Annotated in this window: 17 protein-coding genes and 1 pseudogene; 12 read left to right on the top strand and 6 right to left on the bottom strand. The window is 40.2% G+C overall.

Going from position 1 to position 18,354, the window contains the following annotated elements; translation table 11 throughout:
* Positions 1-216: 216 nt before the first annotated feature.
* The gene (locus GJU82_RS01945; protein WP_153630599.1) at positions 217-1,425 is read right to left on the bottom strand and encodes an IS91 family transposase; all 1,209 of its coding nucleotides are present in this window, start codon (positions 1,423-1,425) and stop codon (positions 217-219) included.
* Complete coding sequence (locus GJU82_RS01950) at positions 1,410-2,285, bottom strand: site-specific integrase (protein WP_228488755.1); 876 nt, start codon at positions 2,283-2,285, stop codon at positions 1,410-1,412. Before GJU82_RS01950 ends, GJU82_RS01945 begins: the two co-directional genes overlap by 16 nt.
* A 231-nt stretch (positions 2,286-2,516) precedes the next feature.
* Here GJU82_RS01950 and GJU82_RS01955 point away from each other — a divergent pair, with 231 nt between their 5' ends.
* The 3 genes from GJU82_RS01955 to GJU82_RS01965 all read left to right on the top strand — a co-directional run bounded on the left by GJU82_RS01955 (position 2,517) and on the right by GJU82_RS01965 (position 4,788).
* Positions 2,517-3,113 (top strand): hypothetical protein, encoded by a 597-nt coding sequence (locus GJU82_RS01955; protein WP_153630607.1) that lies wholly within the window; start codon positions 2,517-2,519, stop codon positions 3,111-3,113.
* Positions 3,110-3,718 (top strand): hypothetical protein, encoded by a 609-nt coding sequence (locus GJU82_RS01960; RefSeq protein WP_153630608.1) that lies wholly within the window; start codon positions 3,110-3,112, stop codon positions 3,716-3,718. The genes GJU82_RS01955 and GJU82_RS01960 overlap by 4 nt, the downstream gene beginning before the upstream one ends.
* 122 nt (positions 3,719-3,840) lie before the next feature.
* Complete coding sequence (locus GJU82_RS01965) at positions 3,841-4,788, top strand: hypothetical protein (protein ID WP_153630609.1); 948 nt, start codon at positions 3,841-3,843, stop codon at positions 4,786-4,788.
* Positions 4,789-5,225: 437 nt separating this feature from the next.
* Here GJU82_RS01965 and GJU82_RS01970 read toward each other — a convergent pair whose 3' ends face one another.
* Together GJU82_RS01970 and GJU82_RS01975 are read right to left on the bottom strand one after the other, a co-directional pair.
* Positions 5,226-6,434, bottom strand: coding sequence for an IS91 family transposase (locus GJU82_RS01970; protein WP_153630610.1), 1,209 nt, complete (start codon positions 6,432-6,434; stop codon positions 5,226-5,228).
* Positions 6,419-7,294, bottom strand: coding sequence for a site-specific integrase (locus GJU82_RS01975; RefSeq protein WP_228488756.1), 876 nt, complete (start codon positions 7,292-7,294; stop codon positions 6,419-6,421). Before GJU82_RS01975 ends, GJU82_RS01970 begins: the two co-directional genes overlap by 16 nt.
* Positions 7,295-7,583: 289 nt before the next feature.
* On the opposite strand from GJU82_RS01975, the gene GJU82_RS01980 reads away from it, so the two are divergent.
* The 7 genes from GJU82_RS01980 to GJU82_RS02010 all read left to right on the top strand — a co-directional run bounded on the left by GJU82_RS01980 (position 7,584) and on the right by GJU82_RS02010 (position 13,800).
* Entirely contained in the window at positions 7,584-7,928 is a 345-nt protein-coding gene (locus tag GJU82_RS01980) for a type II toxin-antitoxin system RelE/ParE family toxin (RefSeq protein ID WP_153630612.1), read from the top strand.
* Positions 7,925-8,206 (top strand): helix-turn-helix domain-containing protein, encoded by a 282-nt coding sequence (locus GJU82_RS01985; RefSeq protein ID WP_228488529.1) that lies wholly within the window; start codon positions 7,925-7,927, stop codon positions 8,204-8,206. The genes GJU82_RS01980 and GJU82_RS01985 overlap by 4 nt, the downstream gene beginning before the upstream one ends.
* Positions 8,207-8,382: 176 nt before the next feature.
* On the top strand, positions 8,383-8,814 hold the full coding sequence (locus tag GJU82_RS01990; protein ID WP_153630614.1) for a hypothetical protein: 432 nt from the start codon (positions 8,383-8,385) through the stop codon (positions 8,812-8,814).
* 4 nt (positions 8,815-8,818) lie between these two features.
* Entirely contained in the window at positions 8,819-10,153 is a 1,335-nt protein-coding gene (locus GJU82_RS01995) for a hypothetical protein (RefSeq protein WP_153630615.1), read from the top strand.
* A gap of 142 nt (positions 10,154-10,295) precedes the next feature.
* Entirely contained in the window at positions 10,296-11,537 is a 1,242-nt protein-coding gene (locus tag GJU82_RS02000; protein WP_194830942.1) for a transposase, read from the top strand.
* Between the two features lie 15 nt (positions 11,538-11,552).
* The gene (locus tag GJU82_RS02005; protein ID WP_153630617.1) at positions 11,553-11,975 is read left to right on the top strand and encodes a hypothetical protein; all 423 of its coding nucleotides are present in this window, start codon (positions 11,553-11,555) and stop codon (positions 11,973-11,975) included.
* Between the two features lie 526 nt (positions 11,976-12,501).
* Positions 12,502-13,800, top strand: a complete 1,299-nt coding sequence (locus tag GJU82_RS02010) for an IS1380 family transposase (RefSeq protein ID WP_153630618.1) — start codon at positions 12,502-12,504, stop codon at positions 13,798-13,800.
* A 1,245-nt stretch (positions 13,801-15,045) separates the two neighbouring features.
* Here GJU82_RS02010 and GJU82_RS02025 read toward each other — a convergent pair.
* Positions 15,046-15,573: pseudogene (locus GJU82_RS02025) on the bottom strand (transposase); the annotation flags it as partial.
* Positions 15,574-15,703: 130 nt separating this feature from the next.
* On the opposite strand from GJU82_RS02025, the gene GJU82_RS02030 reads away from it, so the two are divergent.
* Positions 15,704-16,786, top strand: a complete 1,083-nt coding sequence (locus GJU82_RS02030) for an IS5 family transposase (protein WP_153630622.1) — start codon at positions 15,704-15,706, stop codon at positions 16,784-16,786.
* Between the two features lie 63 nt (positions 16,787-16,849).
* Complete coding sequence (locus GJU82_RS02035; protein ID WP_373921445.1) at positions 16,850-17,254, top strand: transposase; 405 nt, start codon at positions 16,850-16,852, stop codon at positions 17,252-17,254.
* A 220-nt stretch (positions 17,255-17,474) separates the two neighbouring features.
* Here GJU82_RS02035 and GJU82_RS02040 read toward each other — a convergent pair whose 3' ends face one another.
* Entirely contained in the window at positions 17,475-18,353 is an 879-nt protein-coding gene (locus tag GJU82_RS02040) for a hypothetical protein (protein ID WP_153630624.1), read from the bottom strand.
* Between the last annotated feature and the right edge of the window lies 1 nt (position 18,354).

Here is an 18,354-nt window from a genome sequence, read left to right on the forward strand (position 1 = left end):
TATACACTATGGGGATTGAATGGTTTTTCTGCATCCTTTCCGTTGTTTTTCTGCCGCCGGTTTTGCTATTTTACCTGTTTTGGGGCCGGGACCCGGATATTGGGCACGTTTTTCGTTTCCACACCGGACATACTTTTCCCGTTCAGCCAAAAACCAAAAGTTTTAGCCGGTAAACCGGTTGTGCAATTTTTCAAAGAACGATTTGCAGGGTAGGCACTATCCGGGTTCCCACGGAACATCTTTCACCAAACCGGCAAAACGCAACCTCCCTTTTTTACATACCGGGCAGTTAGGCTGCCGGAAGTTTTGGATACATTCCAGGATTTCAGTCCACACCGTATCCTGTTTTTCCCAAACCTGGCCGCCATCTTCCAGTGCCTCTTCTTTCCGGTTTTCGACCTCTTGTGCCAGCAGTTGTTTTGCCGCCAGGATGTTTTGTTTACGGTAACGGCTCGATAAAATTCCATAGTACCGCACTTTAAAAAAGCCCTTTGGCAAAATGTGCAACAAAAACCGGCGGATAAACTCATCCACATCCAGTTTCATTTCCCTGAACCTGCCTGTACGGTAATCTTTCCACGAAAATCGCACTTTGCCATTCTTCACTTCCAAAATCCGCCGGTCGGTAATGGCAATACGAAACACGTAACGCGAAAGGTATTCCAGTATTTTTTCAGGATTGCCCATGGGTGCCTGCACATTCACCACCCAGTCCTTTTTGTATAAAGGCGTGAGGAAGCGGTTAAACTGCACAGGCCCTTTTATGCCTGCCAGTTTGCCGTGAAAATCGAGTTCCCCTTTTTCTTTGGCTTGTTTTAGCAAATACAGAAACTTTCCCCTGAACTTTTTTGCCAATATCTTGCCTGCGATGAAAAAGTTGTTTTTGGCCGGTACATGCACCCAGTGTTCGCGGTCGAAGCCCAGGCCCCCTGCGGGCATGATGCAATGCAGGTGTGGGTGTTCCTTCATGTTCTGCCCCCAGGTATGGAGTACGGTAACCAGGCCAATATCAGCACCCAGGTGCTTTACATCGCGCGTAAGTTCAAGCATAGTTTGTGAAACGGCTTTAAATAATAAACCATACATCGCCTTCTTATTTTGCAGGCATAGCGGGTTTAACTCATGCGGAAGGGTGAACACCAAATGATAATACCCCACCGGGAGAAGTTCTTTCATCCGTTTGTCCAGCCATTCCAGTTTTTCTTTTTGCTGGCACACAGGGCAGTGGCGGTTGCGGCAGGAGTTATAAGATTTCTCTGTATAGCTGCAATGGTCGCATTTCTCGAAATGGCTTCCAAGGCCCCCGGTGCGGCACGCCGACAGCAGGTGGATTAAGCTCTGCTGCCCTTTTGTTACCTTGTTTTGGCTGATGTAGTTTCCCCCGTATTCACGCAGTAAACTTCCTACAGTTATTTGTTCCTGCATAGCCCCTCCAGTCCTTCCAGCGTGTCCAGCGGGTTTACCACCTGGCTTGTGTTGAGTTGCTGCACGTGGAGGTATTTGAGCGTGTTGCTTAAATCGGAATGCCCCATCAGGCGCTGTATGGCCAGAATGTTGGTGCCCTGTTCGAGGTGGTGCGTGGCAAAACAATGCCGGAAAGTGTGTGGCGTGTAAGGCTTTTTAACCTGTGGCGTGCGGTGCCGTGCATTAATACAAATAGTCCGTACTGCTGTAATGCCCAGGTGGGTACCTTTTCCTCCCGCGCCTTCAAAAAGGTAATGCTGCGGCTTGTACTTTTTGTAATAATCCCTTAAAACAGAAAGTAAAACCGGCGATAGCGGCACTTTACGTTGTTTCAGCCCTTTGCCTTCCTGGATGTTTACCTGCATCCGTCGGCTGTCAATGTCGGTAAGTTTGATGTTTACACTCTCTGATACCCTGGCCCCGGTGGAATAAATGAGCATGATGATAGCGCGGTGCTTGAAGTTGTCAATAGCCCCGAGTACATCGCTCACTTCGTCTTTTGATAAAACCAGCGGGAGTGTTTTGGCAACCTTTGGCGTTGGAAGGTATTCTTTTGCCCACTCCTTATGGTAAATATTTGTAAAGAGGAACCGAAGGGCGTAGTAGCCCATTTTTACACTGCCCGGTTTGTGGTTCCCATCGGTGAGCATACTTTGAAAATAGGCCCTGAGTTCTTCTACTCCCGTGTGTTCCGGGTCTTTTTTGCAAAAGTTACTGTAATCGGCAATGTGCCACCAGTAACTTTTACGGGTCCTTTCACTTAGATTCCGTAAAACCGCTTCCTGTTCAAATCTTTTTTTAAATTTGTCATAATAATTAATTTTAAATGATTAAATGCCTCAAAGATACTGGTTTTCGGTGGCCTGTAAAACCACCGAACGCCAGTGAGGTTAAGTTCAACAATGTATAAAAATAATAGCCGGTTCAGTAGTAAATTCAAGGTTTGTAGTCCGCTCCAACTTTCTTGTAACTTGACAGGAAAGTGGCACGCAATCGGCTACTATTCTTATACTTACCGTTACAATGCATTTTGAAAACCAAAAACAACTAATATGGACTATTTAAAATTTTCACTCGTATTCTGTGCAATTATGATTCTGTTTGAGTGGGGATGGATTTTAATAGCACTCATTTTAATGAGCATATTCCGAATGTTTAAATCAGAAAAAATGATGAAAACAGGAATGTTCATTGAGAAAGCTCTTTATTGTTTTTTTCTTATAAGTTCTACCGTTTTGACAATACAAGTATTTAGAGAAAAAAACTCGGCATTAATATTTCTTATTTTTATGATTCTCATATCATTAATCTATTTTGTATTTTTCTTCGCAGACAAAAGGAACAATGCAGAGAAATCACAACAGAATAACTTTTATATACATACACGTGAATATGAAAAATTAACCAACACAATGATTGCAATTGAAACTACTTTTATATTGTTATTTATTCCGTTGGTGTTTTTCCCAAATATTATTAATAACTATCTGACTTCATTGATTTTTGATGGATTATATTATGTTGCAACCATAAAAATACTTGGAGTACTTCTTGGCATTTTTGGACTGTTTAGTCTTACAAAATATATTAGAGTAATCGCATTCAGTTTATTTTTAATTCCAATGTTGACTAAAAACAAAGAAAATTGAAACACAGGGAAATTCCAGAATTAATTGAGGCTGACTCTTTTTATCGAAAAAAAAGAAATGAAACTAGGAAAGCTCTTGAGAAAGTAAAAAAACTTGAAGCAAAGTTCTATTTCCTTGACCGTATTGTTCAACCAAGAAAAGATACGGATACGAAAAAAGATGATGTTGAATTAGAATTTGCAATCCTTGATTTATTTAAAAGTATTGGTTTCAAATGCGAAAAACCAACCTCTGACGCTGATGTAGATGTAAAAGCAAAATTCAAAGAAATTTATTTCGGGATTGAAGTCAAGAATGGCAAGTATGTTGGTGAAAATGATACATTTCAGCCATTTAAACACAAGTTATTAAATGACGACACCTTTCATCCTATTTTAATTTTTAACAATGCAAGAGATAGAAAAGGTTGGGATTTGCCAAGAATTAAAATAGCAGTCAATATGAAATTTGGGCTGTTGCTTGCGTCAGAGTTGAAAAAAGGATATTTAAAATTAAAAAAAGGGAAAATAACAATTGGGCAGTTTATAACCCAACTCCAAAAAATTGGAGAGATAAAATTTAGCAGAAAAGAAATGGACAAGGCTTATAAAAGCGAAGCCTCTTGATGAGAGGCAAACGCGAGGAAGCGTGAGTATGTGATATTCTGTGCGGGGAAGCACGGAATGAATATTAACAGCAAGCTTTTAGCCTTGTTTTAACAATAAACTGATACTTAAAAAAAAACAAAATGGAGGTAATTTATATTATAATTGGGATTGTCATATTTGGGATAATATTTTCCCAATATCAAAAAAATAAAAGAAGCCAATCTCCATATTTTAAAACAAAAAAAAGACTTGAAACGGAATTTGATAATGCTGTCAAAACGGATGATTGGCAAGAAAGACAGAAAGTTAATCTTGAACTTATCTGGCTCAAAACAATTAAGGATATAGAAAGTAGAGATATGTTTTCAAACAATCTCGATGATTCTAAAATACGATTAAAATTATCCCAATTATCTGAAAACGAAATAAAACTTCCAGAAAAATGGAAACTTGATGATTTATACCATTTTCCATTTGTTGGCAACATCCTGGCAGGTATGGGTGATTTGTTAGTGAACAGTGAATACCAATTGTATAAACCCAATAGCGTTTTACCTTTTCCAAAGGATATAATTACTAAAGCAATCTATTATATGTTCGATTATTTCAATTACGATAAACCATTGTATGAAATACCGGAGGAACAAAAGAAAAAGCAATCAGAAAGCTTAAACACCATAAAATTCATACTAATAGAAAATATTGTTGATACAAATAATACTGAATTACCGAAACAAGGGATTGAAAATTTTCGAGTAGGAAATAAACTAAGCAAAGGACATGAATATAAAGAGGAAAATGAGTTACAACTAATTGATTGGCGAAATGAAGTTGATTGGATAAAATGGACAGTTCAATATGCGGATAACAATAATTTTGATTTTGCTTTAAAATGTATTGAGGTCGCAAAACTTGGAAATCCAAATAGTGATAATTTAAAAGAAGTGGAAAGAATGTTGTATCTGCATATGTCGGAATATTATGAAGAAAAGGATAATAAAGATTTGACAAAAAAGTATTTAAAAATGGCTGTAGAATTAGGTAATGAAGAAGCTATTGCTATTTACAAAAAGAAGTACAGCGAATAATTATATTTAATAAATTGATAGTTTATAAAGTTAACATTAACCAAGATAAAACGAAAATCAAAAAAACGCATTGTAACATTTTAGGAATTAAGGCACAGTTGGGCCCTGAAAAAAGGCAGTAGGTTTGCATACTTACTGCCTTTTTTTTGGGTAACTGCGCTCAAAATGCACGCCCAATTGTGTTTTAATTCGTGTTGGGCTTAACCGTTGCTGTTCAAAGCTATACACTATGGGGATTGAATGGTTTTTCTGCATCCTTTCCGTTGTTTTTCTGCCGCCGGTTTTGCTATTTTACCTGTTTTGGGGCCGGGACCCGGATATTGGGCACGTTTTTCGTTTCCACACCGGACATACTTTTCCCGTTCAGCCAAAAACCAAAAGTTTTAGCCGGTAAACCGGTTGTGCAATTTTTCAAAGAACGATTTGCAGGGTAGGCACTATCCGGGTTCCCACGGAACATCTTTCACCAAACCGGCAAAACGCAACCTCCCTTTTTTACATACCGGGCAGTTAGGCTGCCGGAAGTTTTGGATACATTCCAGGATTTCAGTCCACACCGTATCCTGTTTTTCCCAAACCTGGCCGCCATCTTCCAGTGCCTCTTCTTTCCGGTTTTCGACCTCTTGTGCCAGCAGTTGTTTTGCCGCCAGGATGTTTTGTTTACGGTAACGGCTCGATAAAATTCCATAGTACCGCACTTTAAAAAAGCCCTTTGGCAAAATGTGCAACAAAAACCGGCGGATAAACTCATCCACATCCAGTTTCATTTCCCGGAACCTGCCTGTACGGTAATCTTTCCACGAAAATCGCACTTTGCCATTCTTCACTTCCAAAATCCGCCGGTCGGTAATGGCAATACGAAACACGTAACGCGAAAGGTATTCCAGTATTTTTTCAGGATTGCCCATGGGTGCCTGCACATTCACCACCCAGTCCTTTTTGTATAAAGGCGTGAGGAAGCGGTTAAACTGCACAGGCCCTTTTATGCCTGCCAGTTTGCCGTGAAAATCGAGTTCCCCTTTTTCTTTGGCTTGTTTTAGCAAATACAGAAACTTTCCCCTGAACTTTTTTGCCAATATCTTGCCTGCGATGAAAAAGTTGTTTTTGGCCGGTACATGCACCCAGTGTTCGCGGTCGAAGCCCAGGCCCCCTGCGGGCATGATGCAATGCAGGTGTGGGTGTTCCTTCATGTTCTGCCCCCAGGTATGGAGTACGGTAACCAGGCCAATATCAGCGCCCAGGTGCTTTACGTCACGGGTAAGTTCGAGCAGGGTTTGTGAAACAGCTTTGAACAACAAGCCATACATCACTTTCCTGTTTTGCAGGCATAGCGGGTTTAACTCATGCGGCAGGGTGAACACCAAATGGTAATACCCCACCGGGAGAAGTTCTTTCATCCGTTTGTCCAGCCATTCCAGTTTTTCTTTTTGCTGGCACACAGGGCAGTGGCGGTTGCGGCAGGAGTTATAAGATTTCTCTGTATAGCTGCAATGGTCGCATTTCTCGAAATGGCTTCCAAGGCCCCCGGTGCGGCACGCCGACAGCAGGTGGATTAAGCTCTGCTGCCCTTTTGTTACCTTGTTTTGGCTGATGTAGTTTCCCCCGTATTCACGCAGTAAACTTCCTACAGTTATTTGTTCCTGCATAGCCCCTCCAGTCCTTCCAGCGTGTCCAGCGGGTTTACCACCTGGCTTGTGTTGAGTTGCTGCACGTGGAGGTATTTGAGCGTGTTGCTTAAATCGGAATGCCCCATCAGGCGCTGTATAACCAGAATGTTGGTGCCCTGTTCGAGGTGGTGCGTGGCAAAACAATGCCGGAAAGTGTGTGGCGTGTAAGGCTTTTTAACCTGTGGCGTGCGGTGCCGTGCATTAATACAAATAGTCCGTACTGCTGTAATGCCCAGGTGGGTACCTTTTCCTCCCGCGCCTTCAAAAAGGTAATGCTGCGGCTTGTACTTTTTGTAATAATCCCTTAAAACAGAAAGTAAAACCGGCGATAGCGGCACTTTACGTTGTTTCAGCCCTTTGCCTTCCTGGATGTTTACCTGCATCCGTCGGCTGTCAATGTCGGTAAGTTTGATGTTTACACTCTCTGATACCCTGGCCCCGGTGGAATAAATGAGCATGATGATAGCGCGGTGCTTGAAGTTGTCAATAGCCCCGAGTACATCGCTCACTTCGTCTTTTGATAAAACCAGCGGGAGTGTTTTGGCAACCTTTGGCGTTGGAAGGTATTCTTTTGCCCACTCCTTATGGTAAATATTTGTAAAGAGGAACCGAAGGGCGTAGTAGCCCATTTTTACACTGCCCGGTTTGTGGTTCCCATCGGTGAGCATACTTTGAAAATAGGCCCTGAGTTCTTCTACTCCCGTGTGTTCCGGGTCTTTTTTGCAAAAGTTACTGTAATCGGCAATGTGCCACCAGTAACTTTTACGGGTCCTTTCACTTAGATTGCGTAAAACCGCTTCCTGTTCAAATCTTTTTTTAAATTTGTCATAATAATTAATTTTAAATGATTAAATGCCTCAAAGATACTGGTTTTCGGTGGCCTGTAAAACCACCGAACGCCAGTGAGGTTAAGTTCAACAATGTACATATTGCAGGGCGGGGTTCGGTGGTACGCCAACTGCGGATTCTCGCATCGCAGTTCCGTGTCCTACGGACAGGAACGCTCTCCGAAATCCGCCCCGACAACATGTACCAACCGTTGTGCTTCATGCTGAGAAAAGACCCTGCGAGCAAAAAAACACTAACTGAATTGTTTGATTTATGTAACGAATTCGTTACCTTTGTGTCATGAGAGAAATTGACATTACAGAAAAATGCATGGCCTTCATAGATGCTCAAGGACAAAGAGTCTCTGATAAATTCTTTCAACTAATTGAGATTATCGGAGAAGTAAAAATAGTTCATACGAATTTTGTTAAAAAGCTGACTAATTCAAGGTTTTATGAATTGAGGATTAAAGCTGGAAACGAATATCGAGTTTTAATATTTGCGATTGACCACCTGAATTTTTCTGAATGTACAAAGGCTGTTTGTCTGAATGGATTTATTAAAAAGTCGAATAAAGACTATGTTAAAGCAATTAAGGAAGCAGAGAGAATTTTAGAGGAATATTTAAAAAATAAGGGATTATGAAAACAATGAAAGCAAAGGACTTATTAGCAGAACGCTATGGAAAAGAAGGTTCGGAAAGTAGAGAGAGATTCCGAGAAGAAGCATATTCCTACTATTTCGGAGAGATTATAAGAAATAGACGAAAAGAATTGCATATGAGTCAGGAGAAATTGGCTGAGGCGGTAGGGAAAAAGCGACCTTATATTTCTCGGATTGAAAATGGTGAAGATGTGAGGATTTCGAACTTATTATTAGTTGCAAACGCTTTAAATTTATCAATTCAATTAACACCCAGATAATAAAGCACGAAAGCACAACACGCGGTCATAAAACATTGCGCGGATAGTGCTATATTTGAGTGAAATAACATTTAATCAACGGCTTAGCGGGCTGATAAGGTTGTGTTTTAAATGCGCAACGATTTTATACCGCAAAACCGTTGTGCTTCATGCTGAATAAACATTGATAGGTAAATATGAACTTTGAAAATAAATTAATATGTACCGATTCTGACGGTAATGAAAATGAATTTCTTTACTCGATTGAAGAATCAGAGGAGAATAGTCATGTGAAATGGGTTTTTAGAGTGATGCCAGCTGACTTAAAAGCTACAGACTGGTATGAATTTGCTGTGACCAAAATAGATGACTCTACAGGTAAAATAACTGTAATGAATAATAGGAATATGATTCAATACAAGGGTAAAGGAATTACAGAAAAGCTTATTGATGAAGCAAGTAAAGTGCTTGATGTGACAATCATTTCGAGTACAAATGTTTCAGATGCAAAATCTCTCTCCACAGAATGGAGGACCGAACCAGCAACTAAAATTTGGGAAAGGTTAAAATCTAAAGGCACTGCCTTGCATGACGAACAAAGAGATATCTATACGTATTTGAAAAAATAATCTAATGAGTCTTGAAACTAAGTCACAAGAATTAAAGGGTTTAGTGTCCACTTATGACACAGAATGGTTCCTTGGTGACCTTTCAGGACTTATGAAGAACATAGCATCAGGAAGAGCTCAAGATCAACTGGGTAAACTTTCCTCCCCAATGCGTCAGCTCTACTTTCTTGGGGGCTTATTGATTTCCTCTGATGATACCCATGGAAAAGACATACAATACACGCCTGAAAAATGGAATAAGATTGTTGAACTGTTAAATGAAATCGAAAGAGAATACGACAAGCTATTCTTCCCAAAGCCAGATGAAGAGATAGATGATGAATGGAAAAAAATCAGGCAAGTAGCTATGCCATCTTTCCTTTCCTATTTTAATCAAGGCCCGCTTAACTACGAAGAACAGACCATCAATTGGGTTAATGACCTTTACTCACAAATTGATGAAACCATAGTTGCAGAAACGGGTGTAAAAACAAGCGACTTTATCCAGTTCTACAATAACCTTGATGATTTAGTACAGCGAAAATTTCAAGGTTTTGGTACAAGAAAAGACCTTTTTCAAGATGATTGGCTTACCTACACCAAAATCCAAATGGGTGTTATAGATGAAGCGCCAGAAGAAATCAAGAAACTCGGTGAAGAAAGACGACCCCTTTATACTTTCATGGCCGATCACGGCATCATCAACCGTTTTAAACCTGAAGACTTGGTGACAGCTGATTTGTCGCTAGATAAAATCAAAGCAATATTACCTTTACTCACTTGTTCAAGAAATCAAAGCGACTTTCTTTACTACACTTCAACACGACCAAGCAATCCTTTGTATGAATTTCCGATTGTAGATATTGGAAATGGATTATTTCAGGTATTTGAGGTAAAGCAAGTCATTCATGCTGTTGATGATTTGCTTGAAAGAGTATGTTCTAAGAACCCAAAGGCCAAAGACAAATTAATTGATAGAAAAGGGAAGCTACTTGAAAAACGAATCGTTGACCTTTTTAAAAGGTTTTTTAGAAAGGACTATAAAGTATTTGAAGGCTATTACGTAGATGGTTGTGAACAAGACATTCTTTTCCTGTGGAAGGAATATGCATTCATCATTGAAGCTAAGGGTTACAACCTGCGTGAACCACTCCGTGACCCAAATAAAGCATTTGTCAGAATCAAAGATGATTTTAAAGCGAGTATTGGCTATGGATACACTCAAACAAAGCGCGTTGAGCAAAAATTTGTAGACCAAGTACCCCTTCGAATAGAAGATAAAGATGGTAATCTGATTGAGGAAATTGACACAACCAAATATGAAGAGAATGATTTTTCGATAGTTGTAAACATAAATTGACCATCTCCCGAAAAATGGATTGATCAAGCCCTACAATCCAGTCATATCAGGGGTTTAAAGATGTTTATATATGAGGAAAGCTGGTTTAAAAAGGTTATTTTTATTGTGCAAACAAAAGCAAATAATCTCTAAAAACCAGCTCATGTCAAAAGTATTAACAAAACAGGTACAGAACAAGATCAGTCGCTATTTTCTTAAGCTTGAGGGTCAATTAACAAAACCGGAAGCCCGATGTATCAGGGAAATGACCACCGGGATACTCAAGACAGGTACAGTATTGGTCAATAAGATAGCCACAGGCATTTGCGATACGATCTCGTTGAGCCAGACGACCAAGCGCTTTAGGAACCATTATAACAAGAAAGATTTTTTCATGAAGTTATTCCGGGGACATATGAACAGTGTAAAAAGCAAAATCTGTCATGGGGACTACATCCTGTTCGATGGCTCTGATATCCAAAAGAAATATGCCAAGATGATGGATGGGCTGGACTATGTGAAAGATGGCGATAAAGGAACCATTGGCCTTGGGTATTGGCTGATGAATGTTGTCCACTTTAGCAAAGACCAGGAAATGACTCCCCTGTACAATAAGCTTTACAGTTTTGACCATGGCGCAAAAAGTGAAAACAAGGAGGTTCTTGAAGCAATGGGCGAAGTAGGGGCAATCATTAACAAAGATGTCACAACAATATTCGACCGGGGAATGGACCGTCCCATTTGCAGGGATTTCATTATTGCCAATGAAGGCAACTTTAACCTGCGCCTGAAGAAAACCACAAAGCTGATGTACAAAGGCGAAGAAATGGCAGTGAACAAAATAAGCCAGAAAGTGCCGTTGTTCATGAAATTAACGGCTACAAGGATACAGAAAAGCAAGAAGCGCCAGTTGGTCTATGAATGCGGGGCGATAAAGGTCCAGTATCAAATCAAGGGCAAGATGCATGATCTTTGGCTTGTTGTAACCAAAAGGGCCAATGGCGGATATTGCTGGCTACTGACACGTTCTCCAAAAGACAGTATTGTTGAAGTAATCAAAGAAGCATTTACAGCCTATGGTTTTAGGTGGAAAATAGAGGAGTACCACCGACATATCAAGGAATGTTACAACCTGGAAGACATACAAATCAAAACATTCGAAGGCTTACAAAGCATGCTGGCAATACTGACAATAGCCATGAGCATCATATACTCATCGCTTTCATCCCTGCACACAAGGCTGTTGCTTGAAAGTGGGGTAAAAACACTAAACAAAGAACGTATGTACGAACTACGCAATTTTATCTATTACAAAATCAGCACGATAATAAAAGTATTGCTGGCCAATATGACACCAAGGCTTTCCTTCCTCAATCAGATCCATCTCCTAATGACGGACAGTTAAGCCTTTTACTAAATTTTGAAAACTAAAAACGGGAGATGGTCAATTGTAAACATAAATTCATTTGCTCAAATCCAGAATGACCTATCAACATTGTTGGAAGTTGATGAAAGTGATGTGTATCCATGGGTAGTTAAACTTGACGACCTGGAAACCTTCTTCCTTACAATGATTGCCAAGAAAAAAAGACCTCAGTTTTTCATCAACTACCTTTTACTGAGGGAAAAGCTACACGGTAAACTTATTTGCTCAGATGAACTTGAAATATCAGGTGGGTACTTGACAGGTGCTATTACCGAGAATAAGATCGAAAAGGCAGATACAATAGTGACCACTCCAGATTTACCTGCAATATTTGACGAACAATACAATAAGGGAATGGGATTTGACAATGAGAAACTATTAAAAGAAAAGAAAAGTGGGAAGTATATCTTTTGGTAAGATTAATCAAGTAAGAAATATAAAGCACGAAAGCACAACATTGGCTATACGTAATGCGGGCGAAAGTGCTGAAATGAAAGAAAATACTATAAATAAACTAATCGGTAAACGGACAGTGAAGTGCCTTGAAATCCCGCACTACGCATAGCCTAGACCGTAGTGCATTTGCCAACGCACGAGAAGCATTCCACTTCTTTTTCATCTTTATGAATAATTCATAAGGTATTCTTTTCCAAGTACATTTCCATCCTGTTTTCCACCTTAATGCTTCGTATTTTCTATTTCCTTTCTTCCAGGGTTTTATCCATAAATCGTATGTATATCCTTCAAATCTAAATTCTACCATTTTGTTTTATTTTTATGCCTACCCGTAAAAAACGCACTATAACAAGTGGTCATAAAAAATTGCGGGGTCAGCGGTTAATATTTAACCCGAATTATTCATCTCGAGTACAATAAAATGGGTGCAAAGTGTTATCTTTAAGTAGATTAAACGAAACAACAACACTTTTAAACGCACCCATTTATGAGCAATAAAGATACCGTTTTTTACCGAGGCAGGACAGCAATAAACATGGATTTTTCAGCAGATGCAGTCAGTTCTGACGGGGCCGTACTACTGCTGGAAAAACTCGAAAGGAAACATCGCATATTGCACTATTTTAGCCAGGTGATTCCCGATTGTCGTGATCCATTTCGTATAGTCCACCCCATTGATAAGCTTTTAAAGCAGCGCGTGTTCACCATGGTACAGGGCTACGAAGATGCCAACGATGTCCAGTACCTGAAAAACGACCCGCTGTTAAAGGACATCCTTGAAGGGGGACTGGCCTCACAGCCCACCATGTCAAGGTTCGAGAACGGTTTTGACAAGCATTCCGTATTTGCTTTGTGCAATGCGTGGGTTGACCGCTATGTACTCACACTGGCGGGCAGGGAACAACTTGTGATCGATATTGACGGCACCGACGACCCCACCCATGGCGAACAGCAACTGTCGATGTTCAATGGCTATTACGGCCAGTTCATGTACAACGAACTGTTTTTCCACGATGGCGACACGGGGCAGATCATCCTCCCGGTACTACGCCCGGGTAACAGCCACTCCAACAAATGGTACGTTGCCATTTTAAAGCGGATATTGAAAAAGATAAGGGCCGCCTATCCCGGACTGAAGATCATTGTGCGGGCCGACAGCGGCTTCAGTTGCCCCGCTTTTTACCAACTGGCCGATGATTTTGGCCTCAAGTTCGCCGTTGGCATCGCCGCAAACGAAACACTGAAGAAAAAAACCGCAAGGGCGGAGAAAGCCGTGCGCCATTTGTTCGTTTCCAACAACACCAAGCACCAACATTTTATAAGCTATACCTATCAAGCAGGCACCTGGCACAAACCACAACAATGCTACTCGAAGATAGAAAGCACGGGAAAGGGGCTGAACGTCAGGCATATTGTCAGCAATATGGAAGAAGCCGATGCCCGGTCCATCTATTTTGGGTTTTACGTAAAACGGGGCGAGGCCAGCGAAAACCGGATCAAAGAGGTAAAAAACATGTGTTTTTCGGACAGGTTGTCCGACCATGGCTTTTGGCCAAACTTTTTTCGGTTGTTCCTCAGCAGCTTGTCCTACGAAATATTTTTACTTGTGAAAGAAGCAATAAAGAAAACAGGCTTCGAAGCGGCCAAAAAATGGCAGGTTGATACTATTAGGGCATCATTGTTGAAAATTGGGGCAACAATAAAAACGACAAAGCGAAAGGTGTACTACCGCTTTTCCAAGGCGTTCGTACACCAGGAACTGTTCAGGCAACTGGTCTTTCAATAAAATAAACAGCAGCGAACAACCAAGCAGGGCACAATGATGGGATTGCTATGCCCTGTTGTCAAAAAATGAGAGTTTTGGGACAAGAACAGCCGGACACGGCATCGGTTGTCCCCAATATTTATATCGCCCGACCGGAATTTAGTGTAGTTTTCATCAAGCCCAGCTTTCAAAAATATGAACGCTATAGTTTTATGCACAATTCTCCGGCTGATGAATAATGCGGGTTAAGTTTCTACATTTGTTTAGGTTCATCGGTTAGCGGAGGTTTGTGCGGTTAAATCCGCAACTTTTCATACCGCCAGATCGTTGGCGGTCAGTTTAATAAAAGACAGAAACGAAATGAGAATAAAGAATTAAAATATTATAAGACAAGACTTGGGTATCTTCCATTTGACCCCAAGACGTTTAACGATGATTTTGAAACAATTGAGAAAGTTTTAAAAAGTGATGTTTACAAATATAGAACAAAGAATATTAAACATGATTATGAAAAAATTGATGTATTAAAAAATTTACTTATAATAAACTATTGTTCAAGGACAACATACGAAATTTTTAAAATTTATAATAATAAGACTAACAAATGAACAGATTAATAAACTTTCTGAATTATTAAAAAGTAATGATGATAAATTTATATTTTTTATTAAGATTATAAAAATATTTAAAGAAGGTGTCGATAAAATTATTAAAACAGATACGAATGAAATTGTTAATGAATTTATGAACGCACCAATTGGTAGATTAGATTTTTCAAATTTTAGTGATGAAGAAATTAATGACCTAATTCAAACAACATATAATTCTTTTGAACTCGGTATGTTGACAAAATATTTACCCGAAAAACTAAATAGTAAAGAATAAATAAAAAACCGAACCGCCAACATTTTAGGAATTAAGGCACAGTTGGGCCCTGAAAAAAGGCAGTAGGTTTGCATACTTACTGCCTTTTTTTAGGGTAACAGCGCTCAAAATGCGCGCTCAATTGTGTTTTAATTCGTGTTGGGCTTAACCGTTGCTGTTCAAAGCTATACACTATGGGGATTGAATGGTTTTCCTGCATCCTTTCCGTTGTTTTTCTGCTGCCGGTTTTGCTATTTTACCTGTTTTGGGGCCGGAACCCGGATATTGGGCACGTTTTTCGTTTTCCACCGGACATACTTTTCCCGTTCAGCCAAAAACAGGGAATTTTTAGCCGGTAAACCGGTTGTGCAATTTTTTCAAAGAACGATTTGCAGAGTATCACTATCCGGGTTCCCACGGAACATCTTTCACCAAACCGGCAAAACGCAGCCTTCCTTTTTTACATACCGGGCAGTTGGGCTGCCGGAAGTTTTGGATACATTCCAGGATTTCAGTCCACACCGTATCCTGTCTTTCCCAAACCTGGCCGCCATCTTCCAGTGCCTCTTCTTTCCGGTTTTCGACCTCTTGTGCCAGCAGTTGTTTTGCCGCCAGGATGTTTTGTTTACGGTAACGGCTCGATAAAATTCCATAGTACCGCACTTTAAAAAAGCCCTTTGGCAAAATGTGCAACAAAAACCGGCGGATAAACTCATCCACATCCAGTTTCATTTCCCTGAACCTGCCTGTACGGTAATCTTTCCACGAAAATCGCACTTTGCCATTCTTCACTTCCAAAATCCGCCGGTCGGTAATGGCAATACGAAACACGTAACGCGAAAGGTATTCCAGTATTTTTTCAGGATTGCCCATGGGTGCCTGCACATTCACCACCCAGTCCTTTTTGTATAAAGGCGTGAGGAAGCGGTTAAACTGCTGATATTCTCAAAGAATACATTTAATACATTGATTATCAACATTTATTTGTTCATATTTTCAAGGCTGATGATTGGTGTAAATGCATGGTTTTGTATAAATTGGGTTCAAAACCCTTGCAGATATGATTGATTACACACCACAAAGCCAATTAAGTTTAAATATGTTCAAGCATCCTTTTGAACAAGGGTTGGACAAGGAGAACCGATGGGTGAAATTAGCCGCATTGATTCCCTGGGATTCACTTGCAGCCGTTTATAGCCGGAAGCTCGATGCGGGCTCGGGGCGTAAAAGTGTCAACATCCGCACGGTGATAGCGGCCTTGATAGTCAAGCACAAGCTTGGCCTGGATGACCGGGGTACCATAGAAATGATACAGGAAAACATTTACCTGCAATACTTTTGCGGGCTGCCGTGTTTTACCACCCAACCGGTTTTTGATGCCAGCCTGTTTGTCGATATCCGCAAAAGATTGGGAGGCGATGAGTTTGAAGCTTTCAACCAACGAATCATCGAATCATCCGAACAAATTAAACCACATCAGTCCCGCATTAAAAGAAAACAACAGCAACAAAAGGAAGAGGCAACGGACAAGGATAAGGACAAAAACGACGGGCCCGAAAAGAATGATAACCGGGGAACACTGAAAGTAGATGCGACTGTGGCCGACCAGGAGATCACCTATCCGACAGATTTGAAACTCTTAAACACCTCCAGGGGAAATCTGGAACGAATCATAGACCTGTTGTACCTTCGCCCGGCAGATGGAACAAAACCAAGAACCTACCGCAGGAATGCCCGCAAGCATTACCTGAACATTGCAAAGAAGAAAAAGAAGACAAAGAAGCAGATTCGCCGGGGAATCAGGGGACAGCTTCAATACATTTCCCGCGATCTAAAAATAGTTGACAGCTTATTGTTAAAACCCGGTCGGTCGGAATTGCTGGAAAAACGCGACAGGGAACTGATGGCAACCATTCGGAAAGTTTACAGCCAGCAAAAATTGATGTATGAGAATAGAACCCATCAATGCGAGAACCGCATTGTGAACATTTTCCAGCCCCATGTGCGTCCGATTGTCCGGGGAAAAGACAAAGCGAAAACCGAATTTGGAGCGAAAATCAACATCAGTGAGGTGAACGGATTCTGCCGGATAGACCGGTTCAGCTGGGATGCCTACAATGAAAGCACGGATTTGAAAATGTAGGTAGAAAATTTTAAACATACCTATGGTTGCTATCCCCGGGTATTCCTTGGCGACCAGATTTTCCTGACAAGGGAAAACCGCAAATACCTGAAAGAAAAAGGGATTAAGATCTACGGCAAACCCCTGGGAAGGCCACCGAAAAATGACAGCCAAACTGCCAGTCAGAAATACCGTGACAAAAAAGAAGCAGCCAAACGAAACCACGTAGAAGGCAAGTTTGGACAAGGCAAACGAGGATACGGGCTCAACAATATCATGGCCAGGCTTCCTGAAACGTCCGAATCATGGGTCAATGCGATCCTTTTTGTCATGAACCTGGCCAAATTGCTGCAAGTGGCAGAAAAATGGAAAGGTTCTTTTGCGCTCTTACTTAAAAAACTAAAAGCGGCCATCAAAAACCTGCTGAGATTAGAATTATTTGACAAAAACCTTTTGCTCATTCCAATATCGAACTCGTGTGGCGCATAGAAAATCAGCAGACCCTAAGTACATTTTGAGCGCAGTTACCCAAAAAAAAGGCAGTAAGTATGCAAACCTACTGCCTTTTTTCAGGGCCCAACTGTGCCTTAATTCCTAATTTGTTGTGCGGTCGTACTTTTTTTCGTCCATCTGTCAGTGTTGGCAAAGTCATACTCTTTTGCAATTTTAGGCTTGTGTGTTGGCTTGTGCGAATTGCAAACGTGCTTGACTATGAAGCGCTGGAATTCATCAACACTTCTTGCTCAATCGTCTTTCTATATTTCTTAATCATATTTGCCAAGTCCTTAATCTCAGGATAATTCTCAAAGTCAAGCCCTTTAACTTTTGGGTCGTTTAATTGATTCACATAGTCTCTATAGTTTTTTGAATTACTAATTAAATTCTCAATGTCATTAGGAATAAAATAACTGCATCTATTAAAGTCAATTTTGTTTCGATATTCAGTAATATAGATTGCTATTCCTGATAGGTCAAAGTCTCCAAAATGCACATACTTATTTGGAATAAGTTGTAGCCATTCAATAAATGCATTGTTATTAAATCGTAATAGAAACAAAGGCTTAATTTTGTCAAAATAATGTCTGTAATTTTCTATTAAATAGAATGTCTCCGGATTTTCTATTCCAACAATTGTAACATTTTCGGAAATAACAAAATTTTTAAAATCTGAAATAAATAATGAACTTCCTTTTAAGGTTTTAAGGTTTATATTTATGCCATTTAAATTGCCTACAATATCGGCAAATGTTCTAACAAAGAAACCTGTGTAAACCTTTGTCCGTTTTGTTTTTGAGTCAGAGGCAATTTGTGCTGATTCACTTTTAGTTGAGTTAGGATTGTTTAATAATTGATAATAGTCTTCAAGGTTTATAATTCCGTATCGTTCTCTGAGGAAGTTTCTAAGTTGCTCATTGTTGTTTGTGTAAATTATGAAGCTATTTTTCTTTTTGCTTTTTTGGAGGATGTTTTCCTCCAAAAAGATATCTAATAAAGCTCTGTTTTGTTTCGATTTAAACTGACCAATAGAAACAGTTTCCTTTCTTGAAATGGCTATTAGTTTTTCTATAAATGATAATGGAACTTCCATC

It is taken from the genome of Prolixibacter sp. SD074, from assembly GCF_009617895.1.
Classification (GTDB): Bacteria; Bacteroidota; Bacteroidia; order Bacteroidales; family Prolixibacteraceae; genus Prolixibacter.

What these genes read in the sequence shown, in the direction of transcription:
- GJU82_RS01945 (WP_153630599.1), bottom strand. Translation starts at nt 1,425, where the DNA reads ATGCAGGAACAAATAACTGTAGGAAGTTTACTGCGTGAATACGGGGGA.
- GJU82_RS01955 (WP_153630607.1), top strand. Translation starts at nt 2,517, where the DNA reads ATGGACTATTTAAAATTTTCACTCGTATTCTGTGCAATTATGATTCTG.
- GJU82_RS01965 (WP_153630609.1), top strand. Translation starts at nt 3,841, where the DNA reads ATGGAGGTAATTTATATTATAATTGGGATTGTCATATTTGGGATAATA.
- GJU82_RS01970 (WP_153630610.1), bottom strand. Translation starts at nt 6,434, where the DNA reads ATGCAGGAACAAATAACTGTAGGAAGTTTACTGCGTGAATACGGGGGA.
- GJU82_RS01980 (WP_153630612.1), top strand. Translation starts at nt 7,584, where the DNA reads ATGAGAGAAATTGACATTACAGAAAAATGCATGGCCTTCATAGATGCT.
- GJU82_RS01985 (WP_228488529.1), top strand. Translation starts at nt 7,925, where the DNA reads ATGAAAACAATGAAAGCAAAGGACTTATTAGCAGAACGCTATGGAAAA.
- GJU82_RS01990 (WP_153630614.1), top strand. Translation starts at nt 8,383, where the DNA reads ATGAACTTTGAAAATAAATTAATATGTACCGATTCTGACGGTAATGAA.
- GJU82_RS01995 (WP_153630615.1), top strand. Translation starts at nt 8,819, where the DNA reads ATGAGTCTTGAAACTAAGTCACAAGAATTAAAGGGTTTAGTGTCCACT.
- GJU82_RS02000 (WP_194830942.1), top strand. Translation starts at nt 10,296, where the DNA reads ATGTCAAAAGTATTAACAAAACAGGTACAGAACAAGATCAGTCGCTAT.
- GJU82_RS02010 (WP_153630618.1), top strand. Translation starts at nt 12,502, where the DNA reads ATGAGCAATAAAGATACCGTTTTTTACCGAGGCAGGACAGCAATAAAC.
- GJU82_RS02030 (WP_153630622.1), top strand. Translation starts at nt 15,704, where the DNA reads ATGATTGATTACACACCACAAAGCCAATTAAGTTTAAATATGTTCAAG.
- GJU82_RS02040 (WP_153630624.1), bottom strand. Translation starts at nt 18,353, where the DNA reads ATGGAAGTTCCATTATCATTTATAGAAAAACTAATAGCCATTTCAAGA.